This window comes from Streptomyces sp. JNUCC 63 (assembly GCF_054366325.1).
The window spans coordinates 7,485,353-7,497,394 of sequence record NZ_CM135963.1 but is presented as its reverse complement, the minus strand read 5'-3'; the positions used below and the strand labels follow the sequence as shown (position 1 = coordinate 7,497,394).

The following is a 12,042-nucleotide window of genomic DNA, read 5'->3' as shown; positions in this document are numbered from 1 at the left end:
CTCCGGCGTCCGCTTGATCACGACAGCGGTCGCGTACGGAAGAGGCTCCGGCTGAGAGGGAGGTGCCGCACAATGGCGGTGACCACAGAGGTGAAGGCGACTCGGGCAGACACTCGGCTGCCGGAGGTGGCCGACCCCTCCCAGGTCGCGCCCACCGACGCGCGGGCCCTGTCGCGGGTGTTCTTCGACCGGCTGACCACGCTCGAGGAGGGCACGCCGGAGTACCAGTACGCGCGCAACACGCTGATCGAGATGAACATGTCCCTGGTCCGCTACGCGGCCGGCCGCTTCCGCAGCCGGGGTCCGCAGGAGATGGAGGACATCGTCCAGGTCGGCATGATCGGGCTGATCAAGGCGATCGACCGGTTCGAGCTGGCCCGCGAGGTGGAGTTCACGTCCTTCGCGGTGCCCTACATCGTCGGCGAGATCAAGCGTTTCTTCCGCGACACCTCCTGGGCCGTGCACGTCCCGCGGCGGCTGCAGGAGGCCCGGGTCGAGCTGGCCAAGGCCACCGAGGAGCTCGGCAGCCGGCTGGGCCGCAAGCCCACGACCAAGGAGCTCGCGGAGCTGATGAACCTGCCCGAGCAGGAGGTCGTCGACGCGATGGTGGCCTCCAACGGCTACACCTCCGCGTCCCTGGACGCCGCGGTCGGCGGCAGTGAGGACGGCGAGAGTGTCCTGGCCGACTTCATCGGCGCCGAGGACACCGGCATGGAACTCGTGGAGGACGTGCACAGCCTGGCCCCGCTGCTCGCGGAGCTCGACGAGCGGGACCGGCAGATCATCCACATGCGGTTCGTCGAGGAGCTCACCCAGGCGCAGATCGGCGAGCGCCTCGGCATCTCCCAGATGCACGTGTCCCGTCTGCTCAACCGGCTGCTGACCCGGCTGCGGCAGGGGCTGCTGACCACGCGCTGACGACGGGGCCACGACACGGGGCCGGACGCCGCCGTCCTGGGGAGGTGGGCGGCGTCCGGCCCCGTTCGCTCGTCGTGTGCCTCAGCGCGTGACGACGTGCCGCTCGTCGGGGACGCAGTGGGTCATGGTGAGCCCCTCCACGTCGCGCGGCGGGTTCTTGCCGAGGTTGGACAGGCGCTTGCGGTCCTCGTCGGTCAGGTCCTGGTCGGGCAGCGGCTGCAGCCGGGCGACGTCCTCGGGTGGGATGCCGAGGCCCTCACCGACCTTCAGCCCGAGCTCGTTCTCCATCAGCAGGAAGTGCCACACCATGCGCTCCTGCACCGGACGGTCGCACTGGGACAGCAGGCTCACGAAGTTCTTCACCAGATCGTCGCGCTCCCACTGCTCCATCAGCATGTAGCGCTGACCGGCCTGGAGGTAGTCGTTGGCGCGCGGGATGCGCTTGCGGGTCAGCCGGCCGCGGATCTCGGGCCCCTGCTCCTCGTGCGCCGGATACGTGGCCTCGCACAGAGCGCCGTCGGTGATCGACGGTTCGTAGTTGATGCTCGGGTTGTCGCCGCCGTCCACGTGATAGGCCATCTGGCCGTCGCGCTGGTTGGTGCGCACCTCGGCGTGCCTGGCCTGGTTGACGGGCAGCTGGAGGTAGTTGGGGCCGACCCGGTGGCGCTGGGTGTCGCTGTAGGAGAAGGTGCGGCCGACCAGCATCTTGTCGTCGGAGAAGTCGAGTCCGTCGACGAGCACACCGGTGCCGAAGGAGATCTGCTCGTTCTCGGCGAAGAAGTTCTCCGGCATCCGGTCGAGCACCATCCGGCCCACGGGCTTCGGCGGGAAGTCCTGTTCGGGCCAGGTCTTGGTGTCGTCCAGCGGGTCGAAGTCCAGCTCCGGGTGGTCGTGGTCGTCCATCATCTGCACGAGCAGTTCCCACTCGGGGTGGTCGCCGCGCCCGATGGCCTCGTAGAGGTCCTTGGTCGCGTGGCCGAGGGAGTCGGCCTGGACGTTGGCGGCGTCCTCCTCGGTCATGCTGCGCACGCCCTGCTTGGGCATCCAGTGGTACTTCACCAGCATGGTGTGGCCCTCGTCGTTCACCCACTTGTAGGTGTTCACGCCGAAGCCCTGCATGTGCCGGTAGTCGGCGGGGATACCGCGCGGGCTGAACAGGTTGACCAGCATGTGCAACGACTCGGGCGTCTGCGACATGAAGTCGAAGATCCGCCGGGGCTGCTGTTCGAAGGTCACCGGGTCGGGTTTGAGGGCGTGGATGACGTCCGGGAACTTGATGGCGTCCCGGATGAAGAAGACGCCCAGGTTGTTGCCGACCAGGTCCCAATTGCCGTCCTCGGTGTAGAACTTCACCGCGAAGCCGCGCGGGTCGCGGGCGCACTCGGAGGAGTCCCGGCCGCCGATGACCGTGGAGAAACGGACGGCGACGTCCGTGCGCTTGCCGCGCTCCTGGAACAGCCTGGCCCGGGTGTGGCGGCTGATCGGCTCGTCCCCCCAGGAGCCGTACGCCTCGAAGAAGCCGTACGCCGTCACGCCCCGGGCGTGGACCACCCGCTCGGGGATGCGCTCCCGGTCGAAGTGGCTGATCTTCTCCAGGAACTGGTAGTTCTCCAGCGTCGCCGGGCCGCGGGGGCCGACCGTCCGCTGGTTCTGGTTGTCGTAGACGGCGTGGCCCTGCCGGTTGGTGAGGGTCTTCCGGTTGCCGCCCTGGGCGGGGTCCTTGCTGGATACGTCCGTCATGCCCGTGGACTCCTTCGACGATGCGTCCCTGCGGTCGCGGGTGGGGGTATGACCATCTTTGCCCCGTTCCACTACCCTTCACGGCCGCAGGTAGGCCGAACGGATACCCGCCCGCCCGGAGCCGCCGGGCGTTCAGCCGGCGGTCCGGCCGTCGCCGGCCAGGGTCTGCTGCAGGTGCGGGACGACACGCGTGAGCCGCAGGACGCCCCACAGGATCAGCCCGGCTCCGATCAGCTCCGGCACGAGCCACCAGCCGGCACGGACCCGCTCGTCGAACAGCGTGACGCCCAGCACCAGGCTGACCGTCGCGTCACCTGTCGTCAGCGCCGGCTGGGAGGCCGCCAGCGCGCCCGCCTGGAGGGCGTTCTCCAGCAGCAACAGGGCGCAGATCCCGGTGATGGCGAAGCCGTACGTCTGCCAGGCGGTCAGGAAGGCCGTGAAGCCGGAGGCGGCGAGGGTGCCGGTGGCGGACTTCAGCAGCGCGGCGGTCAGGGCGTTGCCGATGGCGGCGGCCGCGGCCAGCACGGCGGCCCGGAACAGGGCGGAGCGCCGGGTCCGGGCCAGAACCACCGCGGTGGCCATCGCTCCCAGGCACAGCGCCAGGGCGGGGATCCACCGCACCATGGCCGCCTGGTCCTTCGCTCCGGAGGGGGCGGCCGAGACCAGGGCCAGCGTGAGACCGCCGACCACGCCCGCCACGGCCCACCAGCCCGCGCCGGACAGTCTGCGGTGCATCAAGGGAACGGCGATGAGCAGGGCGAAGGGCAGTTCCAGGATGAACAGGGGCTGGACCAGCGCCATCGGACCGTTGACCAGCGCGAGCGCCTGACACAGAGCGGCTCCCGTCACCCCGCCGATGCCGGCCAGCCAGACCGGGCGGCGCACCAGGGCGAGCAGCAGGCGCAGCCCGCCGCCGCGCGCGACGGTGGAGGCTGCCTTGCGCTGGAGGGCCGTACCCGTGGCGTTGCTGGCGGCTCCCATGACGGCGAAGCACACAGCCAACCCGATCACAGATCCACGATGCCCGACGGAAGGCGTGCCGTCCTGCTGCCCGCCCCTGCCATAAGCCCGCTTTATGGCCTCATAGACCGGACCCACGTACCAACTTAGGTTTGCCTCAGCTTAGGGTGACAGTCGTCTGTCCTCGCTCGAAGGGAACCTGATCATGCCCCGCCCCCTGCGGGTAGCCATCGTCGGAGCCGGCCCCGCCGGGATCTACGCCGCCGACGCCCTGCTCAAGTCCGACGTCGCCGCCGAGCCGGGCGTGTCCATCGACCTCTTCGAGCGCATGCCGGCCCCGTTCGGCCTGATCCGCTACGGCGTCGCCCCCGACCACCCCCGGATCAAGGGCATCATCACCGCGCTCCACCAGGTGCTCGACAAGCCGCAGATCCGGCTCTTCGGCAACGTCGACTACCCGGGCGACATCGGCCTGGACGACCTGCGCGCGTTCTACGACGCCGTGATCTTCTCCACCGGCGCGACGGCCGACCGGGCGCTGCCCATCCCCGGCATGGGCCTCGACGGCTCCTACGGCGCCGCCGACTTCGTCTCCTGGTACGACGGGCACCCGGACGTGCCGCGCACCTGGCCGCTGACCGCTCAGAAGGTCGCCGTCCTCGGGGTCGGCAACGTCGCCCTCGACGTGGCCCGCGTCCTGGCCAAGACGGCGGACGAGCTGCTGCCCACCGAGATCCCGCCGAACGTGTACGAGGGCCTGAAGGCCAACAAGGCACTGGAGATCCACGTGTTCGGCCGGCGGGGCCCCGCGCAGGCGAAGTTCAGCCCGATGGAGCTCAGGGAACTGGACCACTCCCCCAGCATCGAGGTGATCGTCGACCCCGAGGACATCGACTACGACGAGGGCTCCATCGCCACCCGGCGCGGCAACAAGCAGGCCGACATGGTCGCCAAGACGCTGGAGAACTGGGCGATCCGCGACGTCGGCGACCGGCCGCACAAGCTGTTCCTGCACTTCTTCGAGTCCCCGGCCGAGATCCTCGGCGAGGACGGCCGGGTCGTCGGGCTGCGCACCGAGCGCACCGCACTCGACGGCACCGGCAACGTCAAGGGCACCGGCACCTTCAAGGACTGGGACGTCACCGCCGTCTACCGCGCCGTGGGCTACCTCTCCGACAAGCTGCCCAAGCTGCCCTGGGACCTGGAGTCGGGCACCGTTCCCGACGAGGGCGGCCGGATCGTCACCGAGACCGGCGAGCACGTGCGGTCCACGTACGTCACCGGCTGGATCCGGCGCGGCCCCGTGGGCCTGATCGGCCACACCAAGGGCGACGCCAACGAGACGGTCGCCAACCTGCTCGACGACTTCGCGAACGGCCGCCTGCACACCCCGGCCTCCCCCGCCCCGGAGGCCGTGGACGCCTTCCTCGCCGAGCGGAACGTCCGCTTCACCACCTGGGACGGCTGGTACCGGCTGGACGCCGCGGAGAAGGCCCTGGGCGAACCGCAGGGCCGGGAGCGAGTGAAGATCGTCGAACGCGAGGACATGCTCCGCGCGAGCGGCGCGTAGCCGCCGTCCGGTCAGTCGCGGTCCGCGGTGACGTCTCCGTCGACGGTGGTCGGCGTCATGGTGCGGCCGGGCGGTGCGCCGTCGGTGGGGACGGTGACGGAGGGACGGCCGTTCGCGGTGGTCGCCGTGACGCGGTAGGCGGGAGCGGCGTGCGGGACGGTGGCGTGCACCGATCCATTGGTGGTCGACGCGGTGACCCGGGACGGCGCCGCGGCGCAGCCGAGGACGGCGTCGCCGTTGACGGTCCCGGCGTGCAGCGCCCCGGCCCGCACCTGAGTGGCGCGCACCGAGCCGTTGCGGGTGACCAGGCGTACGGCGGCGCCGCGGCGCCCCGAACCGGCCACCGTGACATCGCCGTTGACGGTGGTCAGGTCCAGGGCCGCAAAGACGCCGGCGACGTCGATGCCCGCGTTGCGGGCCGAGACGGTCACGGAGGTGTCCGCCGGGACCTCGACCCGAGGCATCCGGGGGCAGGGCCCGTCGCCGTGTGCCGGGCATGACAGGTCCAGGACCCATGTGCCGTCGCGGTGGGACCAGCGGTGGGTGACACCGCGCTGCACGGCGGTGCGGCCTGCGTCGGTGGGGCGCAGCCGCACGCCGTCGCCGGTGGTGATCACCAAGTGCGTGCCCGGGGACGCGGCCGGCCGGCGGCCGTACCGGGACCCGCGCTGCCGTCATCGCCCCCGCACGCCGCCGACGGTACGGCGACCAGCACGGCCACCGCCGCCCGCACGCGCGTCCGCGCACGCTTCCACGACCCCATGGGGGTGCGGCTTCCCCGCCCGGACGCGTCCATGTCACGGCGGACGGGGCGCGCCCCTGTGCGGATGGTGGGCGGCCCCGTCCGGCGGCCATTGTGGGAGCCCCGGGGTCGTGGGCGACATACGTGTGCGGGCACCGGACCGGGCGCGGGGCGCACACCCCGTGCGCGCCCCGCGGACCCGGTACGCGGGGCGGCACCCGCACGCCGGACGGGGACATCACGCGTGTTCACAGCGCGCGGGGACACCCGGACACCATGAACCGTCTGCACCTTCCCGGTCACCGGGATCACTCCACCGGCAAGGATGCCCGGACGCGCGACGAGGCCGACGGGCGAGAACGCGACCGCAACCCGGGGGCGGGGGCCGAAACCGCCGAAACGGCCGGGCCCGACGCCGCGGCCGAACGGCGCGCTCCCGACTCGCCCACCGACCTGCCCGGCCGCTCGTGGCTCGCGGTCTTCCGCCGCGTCCTCGAGGAGTTCAAGGACGACGAGCTGACCGACCGCGCCGCCGCCCTGACGTACTACGCGGTGCTGTCGCTGTTCCCGGCGCTGCTCGTCCTGGTCTCCCTGCTCGGCGTGGCCGGCAAGTCGGCCACCACGCAGGTGCTGGACAACCTGCAGAAACTCACGCCGGGCTCCGCGCGGGACATCATCTCCCACGCGGTGCAGCAGCTGCAGAACAACGCCGGCGTGGGCTCCGTACTGGCGGTGGTGGGTCTGCTCGGCGCGATCTGGTCGGCCTCCGGCTACGTCGCGGCGTTCATCCGCGCCGCCAACGCGGTCTACGACGTCCCCGAGGGGCGCCCCGTGTGGAAGGTGCTGCCGCTGCGGGTGGCCCTGACCGTGACCCTGATGGTGCTCGCCGTGGCCAGCTCCCTGATCGTCGTCTTCACCGGCTCCCTGGCCCGGCATGCGGGCACCGCGCTCGGTATGGGGGACGCGGCGCTGACCGCCTGGTCCATCGCGAAGTGGCCCGTCCTCGTCGTCCTGGTCACCATGATGATCGCGCTGCTGTACTGGGCGACGCCCAACGCCAAGGTCCGCGGCTTCAGGTGGATCACCCCGGGCAGCCTGCTCGCCCTGCTGGTCTGGATGGCCGCCTCGGCCGGCTTCGCCTTCTACGTGGCGAACTTCGGCTCGTACAACAAGACGTACGGCACCCTGGCGGGTGTCATCGTCTTCCTCGTGTGGCTGTGGGTGACCAATCTGGCCATTCTGCTGGGCCTGGAGTTCGACGCCGAGATGGCGCGTCAGCGTGTGATCGACGGCGGGCATCCGGCGGACGGCGAGCCGTACGTGGAGCCCCGGGACACCCGCGCCTGGGACGAGCGGGACCAGCGGCGCATGGACGAGGGCTGCTGAGCCACATGGCCGCGCGGCCGACGGGTACCCAGGTGCCATGACTCGCCACAGCAACAGCCCCGACTCACCCGAGGACCCCCGCGGCGCGGAGCGGCGGGAGGCCGAGCGGAGCGACGTGGAACGCATGGAACGGCGGGAGGAGGAGCGCGCCGCCTCCCGTCCGTTCAGCTATCCGTATCCCGAACGGCACGCCAACGTGCGCGCCACCCGGCACATCAGCCGCGAGCAGGTCGACGCGGACAGCACGCCGGGCGTGCCCGGCGGTTACGGCACGACCAGCGGCGGCCAGCCCGGCGCCCGGACCAGTGTCCGGCCGGGCGACGACGGCAGCGAGGAGGCCGGATACGAGGACACCATCGCGGGCGGCGAACCCCGCCCCGGCGACGAGGAGCGGCCGTAGCACACCGCTTCCCCGCCCCAACGGACGAGCCGCGCCTTCCCCGGCGCGGCTCGTCCGTATCGTTCCACCGGCCGTCCCGGGCTTGGCATGCTCCGAACGGGGCATGCGGGACGGGTCAAGCACGTGCGAGCAACCCGATGTGGGAGGAGTGCACCGTGTCGCGAGCGCAGACCGGAAGTGCCGTCGCCGCGCTGGTCCTCGTCACCGGCCTGGCCGGCTGCGGCGGCTCCGGGACCGGGGCGGGCAAGGACGCGTCGGCCGGACCGAGCGCGACCCCGAAGGCCCGGGCCGTCCAGGACGCCTACCGCAGGACCGTGGCCGCGGACAGCGCCAGGATGACGGTCACCACCAAGGCCGTGGCCGAGGGGCAGAGCGTCGCCGCGCGCGGCAGCGGAGTGGTGGACCTCAAGGGCGGCGCCAGCCGGATGACCCTGACCTCGCAGGGCAGCACGATCGAGCAGCGCGTCGTCGACGGCGTCGTCTACCAGAAGCCGTCCGGCTCGCAGCGGGTCGACCTGCCCGGCGGCAGGACGTGGATGAAGATCGATCTGAACCGCCTGTCCCGCTCCGGCTCCGCCGCCTCGCGGGTGAGCGACCCCGCGGAGCCGCTGCACTACCTCGAGGACCTGCGCTCCGGCGACGTCACCCGTGTCGGCGGCGACACCGTGGACGGTGCGGACACCACGCACTACCGCGCCGACGTGCCCGTTTCCGCCCTGGCCCGGGGCAACGCCTCGCGGGCCGAGGAGCTCAGGCGGCAGCTCGGCACCTCCTCGGTCCCGGTGGACCTGTGGCTGGACGACCGGGGCCGGCTGCGGCAGGAGAGCGTCCGGCTCACCCTGCATCCGCTCAAGCAGCGCACCCCGGGCAAGCAGGACACCAAGGTGATCAGTACGACCCTGCTGAAGTTCTCGGACTTCGGCACCCGCGTCAACGTCGCGCCGCCGCCGGCCGGGGACACCGCGGACGTCACCGACCAGCTGGCCAAGGCCGGCCAGTCCACCGCGCAACCGGGCTGACCACGGCAAACGCCCCGGCGCGGCACGCACACGGCCGCGGCGGCCGGCGCCGTCGGCGTGGCAGGACGGGCGTCGACCCCGCCGGATTGGGCATGATCCGGTGTGGCGATACTGAACGTGCATGCCCTCCCCCGCCCGCAGATTGGCTCATGTCGAACTCTCCCCCCTCCCGTCCCGCGGCCCCGCCCACGGTGTGGCCGGCCCGCGGCCGCCATGAAGGGCCGGCCGCGGAGGATGTCGTACGGCGTCACCTGGAGCGGCTCGGGGCCGACGGTGCCCTCCAGGACCACCTCGCACCGGAGGACGCCGACCCCGCCCGCGAGCAGGTCTTCGAGGCCCGCTGGCTCGCGCCCGGCGAGGTGACCGTACGGGCCCGGCTCGCCCTGTCGCCCCCGCCCGGCTCCGGGTCCGGACAGGTGCGGGAGTGGGTGCTGCTGGCGGAGGCGGAGCAGCCCTGGGATCCGCGGTGGCCCTCCCCCGCGGCCATGTTCTGGCCGCAGCGGCCCGATGCCGGCTGGGACCGCGAAGCCGTCACGGGCCTGCGGCTCGGGGACGTCAACTCCCTTCCCGACGACGACAAGGAGCTCAGGCGCGTCCTGAAGCACGCGGTGCGGGACCCCTGGGCCGTCCACGTCGTCGTACACGAGGCCATGACGCCCGACGAGCGCGGCCGGCTGTCGCTGGTGCGGCTGCTGCCGGAGGGGCTGCGGCACCGGGTCGTGGAACACCGCGCCGCACCGCACCGGTTCCGGGCCGTCAACTGGGTACTGGACGACTTCGGCGCCCGGGTGCCCCGCGGCGGCGCCGTCGTCCTGCCCGGCAGCCCGGCGGCGCCCGGCTACGACGCGGGCGCGTTCTCCGTGCGCAGTGTCTTCCTGGACGGCACGGAGCCCACGGAGCTCCTCGACGCGATCACGCGGTTCGCCGCGCTGCCCCGGCCCCTGCCGGCCGGCGCCGACGAGGCGCTGACCGCGCTGCGCGAGGAGTGGCACCTGATGACCATGGAGGAGGAGCTCACCCGCGCGCGTGAGCTCGCCGCCATGTACGCCGAGGCCCTGGAGGCGATGACGAGGTCCCGGGACCTGTACCGGGAGGCCGCCGAGCGGGCCCACGAGGCGCTCGCCGTGTACCGGGAGGCGGAGGCCGAGGGCGCGCTGCCCGCGAGGAGGCAGGGCCGTACGTCCGCGGGGTCGCCCTTCCAGCAGCTGGCGCGCGGCTTCGGACGCCTGAAGGACACGGCCCTGTCGCTGCGCCCCGGCACCGGCCCGGACGGGACCTCCCGGGAGGGAGCGGCCTCCCCGGCCGGCGACGGCTCCGGGGAGGCCGCCGAGTCCTCCTCCGCCGGGCTCACGCGGCCCCGGCCCGGGGACTGAGCCCGGTCCGGGGCGCGCTGCCCGGCGTGGACGAGGTGCTCACGGCGCCGGCGGGTCGACGGCCCGTGAGCCCAGTGCGGCCGGCTGGGGCTGGGGATGCCTCTCGGCCACCTGGACCATCAGCAGCAGCGTCAGCGCGGCCAGACAGGCCAGGGAGGCGCACACCGCGGTGAGCCCGGCGCTCCGCGGCGGCGCCACGGTGATCGCCAGCGCCCGGGTCAGCTCGGCCGAGGCGAACCGGCCCTCGACGTAGCCGGCCACCGCGAGCACGGCGGGGAGCACCGCCCCGGCCACCAGGGCCACCACGCCGGCACGCAGGGCCAGCACGAGGGCCAGTGCCCCGCACAGCCCCGATACGGCGAGGGCGAGGACGCAGAGTGGGACGGGCACGCCCTCCCACCGCATCGGGAAGTACGCCGCGCCGCACACCACGAGCGCCGCCGCGGCGATCCAACCGGGCCAGAAGACGGGGCGTCCCGCCCTCTCCTCCGGCTCCTCGGTGACCGGCTGCTCCTCCCCCACGGCCTGCGCGGCGCACGGCTCGTCGTACGGCTCGTCGTGCCGCTCCCGGGCCAGCCGGCCGATCAGCTGCACGAGGTCCTCGACCGTGCGGCCGGCCGTGGCCGCGCGAACCGCTTCCCGTGCGCAGTGCGGCTGCTGCGGTGGCCGGTGCAGCAGGGCCACCAGCCGGGTGACATCCGCCACACAGCGGCTCGTGACCGCGGCGCGGATCGTGTCGTCGGCACTGTCGGCCGGGCGCGGTGGCCGGGTCAGCTCGGCGACCAGTCGGGCGACGTCCTCCACGGGCCGGTGCAGGGCGACCGCGCGCAGGGCGTGGCGGACGGCGCCGGCGTACTCGGGCGTGTCCTCCAGAAGGGTGACGAGCCGGACGACCTCCTCCAGGGGCCGGTCGTCGACGGCGGCCCGGACCAGGCCACTGAGCGGATCACCGTCCGCGCCGTCGTCCTCCCCGTCCCCCACCGTGCCGCCGGGCGGCCCGGACCAGTGGATCTCCTCGGGGAAGGCGATGACGGACTGGTTCGGCCGGTGTGGTGAGGTGCGGGTGGTCATCTGTGCTCCATGGCAGGGGTGCGGCCGCCACTGCGCCCCCGAAGGCGGCACGCCTTTACCCTGACCATTGCATGGGGCGCTCTGCCGGCGCACCACCGGTGCGAGGCACTCGGGTGACCCCGCCCGGCGGTCATGGGAGCGCGGCGACCGGGCATCCGAAAGGAGCGGCTGCCGGCGAACAGTACGACAGGAAGGGACGGGAACCGTGGACTCCACCGAGAAGGTGCTGCTCGTGGCCGCCGTGCTCGCGGCCGCCGTGCTCGGCGTGGCCGTCGCTCTGCTCGTGCGGCTGGTGCGCACACGGCGCGATCTGCGCCGCGCCGGGCTTCCGACGGGGCCGCGCTGGGTCTTCTGGGGTGCCGTCCTGTATCTGGTCCTGCCGACGGACCTGGTGCCCGACCCGGTGTACCTGGACGACATCGGTGTCCTGTTCCTGGCGCTGCGCTCGCTGCACGCAGCCGGAGGTGAACGGCTGCCCGCACCGGCGCACCGAACGGGACGTTCCGGGCGTCGCGGACACGTAGACGCCAATGACTACGCTCCGTAAGGAAACCATTCACCCGTTCGATTCGTATAAGTGGTCGGGAACCCGAAAAAAGTCAGCGGGCCAAGCGACGCCGCAAGGACGACCACCGCTTGATCGCGGCTGCACCGACAGGGGAGAGACGATGCAACCGTTCGCGCTCAACTACGCACGTCCGGCAGTGGAATGGGAAGCGACCACGCCGTACGTCTATGACTCCGGGCTGCAGTTGAACGTCACCATGGACGGGCGGATCGCCGCATCCGACCACGCGCTTCTCAGGGAGCTGGGCACCACGACCTCCACCGCGGGCTCCAAGACGCACTTCGACGACTGAACA

Annotated in this window: 12 protein-coding genes; 8 read left to right on the top strand and 4 right to left on the bottom strand. The window is 72.5% G+C overall.

The window, feature by feature from the left end; translation table 11 throughout:
* Positions 1 to 72: 72 nt before the first annotated feature.
* Positions 73 to 918: an RNA polymerase sigma factor SigF gene (locus ACX25U_RS34655; RefSeq protein WP_454385920.1), complete on the top strand. Its 846-nt coding sequence runs from the start codon at positions 73 to 75 to the stop codon at positions 916 to 918.
* 81 nt (positions 919 to 999) lie between these two features.
* Here the strand turns inward: ACX25U_RS34655 and ACX25U_RS34650 are convergent, their stop codons facing one another.
* Both ACX25U_RS34650 and ACX25U_RS34645 read right to left on the bottom strand, forming a co-directional pair.
* Positions 1,000 to 2,658 carry a catalase gene (locus ACX25U_RS34650; protein WP_454385919.1) on the bottom strand — a complete coding sequence of 553 codons (1,659 nt, stop codon included), beginning with the start codon at positions 2,656 to 2,658 and terminating at the stop codon, positions 1,000 to 1,002.
* A 132-nt stretch (positions 2,659 to 2,790) separates the two neighbouring features.
* Positions 2,791 to 3,669: a DMT family transporter gene (locus ACX25U_RS34645; RefSeq protein WP_454385918.1), complete on the bottom strand. Its 879-nt coding sequence runs from the start codon at positions 3,667 to 3,669 to the stop codon at positions 2,791 to 2,793.
* A 154-nt stretch (positions 3,670 to 3,823) separates the two neighbouring features.
* Here ACX25U_RS34645 and ACX25U_RS34640 point away from each other — a divergent pair, with 154 nt between their 5' ends.
* Positions 3,824 to 5,188, top strand: a complete 1,365-nt coding sequence (locus tag ACX25U_RS34640; RefSeq protein WP_454385917.1) for an FAD-dependent oxidoreductase — start codon at positions 3,824 to 3,826, stop codon at positions 5,186 to 5,188.
* An 11-nt stretch (positions 5,189 to 5,199) separates the two neighbouring features.
* Here ACX25U_RS34640 and ACX25U_RS34635 read toward each other — a convergent pair whose 3' ends face one another.
* Positions 5,200 to 5,805 (bottom strand): DUF4097 family beta strand repeat-containing protein, encoded by a 606-nt coding sequence (locus ACX25U_RS34635; protein ID WP_454385916.1) that lies wholly within the window; start codon positions 5,803 to 5,805, stop codon positions 5,200 to 5,202.
* A 401-nt stretch (positions 5,806 to 6,206) separates the two neighbouring features.
* On the opposite strand from ACX25U_RS34635, the gene ACX25U_RS34630 reads away from it, so the two are divergent.
* From ACX25U_RS34630 to ACX25U_RS34615, 4 genes are all read left to right on the top strand, one after another.
* Positions 6,207 to 7,316 carry a YihY/virulence factor BrkB family protein gene (locus ACX25U_RS34630; protein WP_454385915.1) on the top strand — a complete coding sequence of 370 codons (1,110 nt, stop codon included), beginning with the start codon at positions 6,207 to 6,209 and terminating at the stop codon, positions 7,314 to 7,316.
* A 37-nt stretch (positions 7,317 to 7,353) separates the two neighbouring features.
* A complete protein-coding gene (locus tag ACX25U_RS34625) occupies positions 7,354 to 7,716 on the top strand; it encodes a hypothetical protein (protein WP_454385914.1) in 363 nt (120 codons plus the stop codon).
* Between the two features lie 155 nt (positions 7,717 to 7,871).
* Positions 7,872 to 8,735, top strand: a complete 864-nt coding sequence (locus tag ACX25U_RS34620; protein ID WP_454385913.1) for a hypothetical protein — start codon at positions 7,872 to 7,874, stop codon at positions 8,733 to 8,735.
* Between the two features lie 149 nt (positions 8,736 to 8,884).
* Positions 8,885 to 10,108: a hypothetical protein gene (locus tag ACX25U_RS34615; RefSeq protein ID WP_454385912.1), complete on the top strand. Its 1,224-nt coding sequence runs from the start codon at positions 8,885 to 8,887 to the stop codon at positions 10,106 to 10,108.
* A gap of 39 nt (positions 10,109 to 10,147) precedes the next feature.
* On the opposite strand, the gene ACX25U_RS34610 is transcribed toward ACX25U_RS34615, so the two are convergent.
* Positions 10,148 to 11,179: a hypothetical protein gene (locus tag ACX25U_RS34610; protein ID WP_454385911.1), complete on the bottom strand. Its 1,032-nt coding sequence runs from the start codon at positions 11,177 to 11,179 to the stop codon at positions 10,148 to 10,150.
* Between the two features lie 205 nt (positions 11,180 to 11,384).
* Here ACX25U_RS34610 and ACX25U_RS34605 point away from each other — a divergent pair, with 205 nt between their 5' ends.
* Together ACX25U_RS34605 and tgmA are read left to right on the top strand one after the other, a co-directional pair.
* Positions 11,385 to 11,726, top strand: coding sequence for a YkvA family protein (locus tag ACX25U_RS34605; RefSeq protein WP_454385910.1), 342 nt, complete (start codon positions 11,385 to 11,387; stop codon positions 11,724 to 11,726).
* A gap of 121 nt (positions 11,727 to 11,847) precedes the next feature.
* Positions 11,848 to 12,039, top strand: a complete 192-nt coding sequence (gene tgmA, locus ACX25U_RS34600; protein ID WP_454385909.1) for a putative ATP-grasp-modified RiPP — start codon at positions 11,848 to 11,850, stop codon at positions 12,037 to 12,039.
* The last annotated feature ends 3 nt before the right edge of the window (positions 12,040 to 12,042 follow it).

Excerpts from the sequence above, each read along its gene's own strand:
- ACX25U_RS34655 (WP_454385920.1), top strand. The coding sequence starts at position 73 with ATGGCGGTGACCACAGAGGTGAAGGCGACTCGGGCAGACACTCGGCTG.
- ACX25U_RS34650 (WP_454385919.1), bottom strand. The coding sequence starts at position 2,658 with ATGACGGACGTATCCAGCAAGGACCCCGCCCAGGGCGGCAACCGGAAG.
- ACX25U_RS34640 (WP_454385917.1), top strand. The coding sequence starts at position 3,824 with ATGCCCCGCCCCCTGCGGGTAGCCATCGTCGGAGCCGGCCCCGCCGGG.
- ACX25U_RS34630 (WP_454385915.1), top strand. The coding sequence starts at position 6,207 with ATGAACCGTCTGCACCTTCCCGGTCACCGGGATCACTCCACCGGCAAG.
- ACX25U_RS34625 (WP_454385914.1), top strand. The coding sequence starts at position 7,354 with ATGACTCGCCACAGCAACAGCCCCGACTCACCCGAGGACCCCCGCGGC.
- ACX25U_RS34615 (WP_454385912.1), top strand. The coding sequence starts at position 8,885 with ATGTCGAACTCTCCCCCCTCCCGTCCCGCGGCCCCGCCCACGGTGTGG.
- ACX25U_RS34610 (WP_454385911.1), bottom strand. The coding sequence starts at position 11,179 with ATGACCACCCGCACCTCACCACACCGGCCGAACCAGTCCGTCATCGCC.
- tgmA (WP_454385909.1), top strand. The coding sequence starts at position 11,848 with ATGCAACCGTTCGCGCTCAACTACGCACGTCCGGCAGTGGAATGGGAA.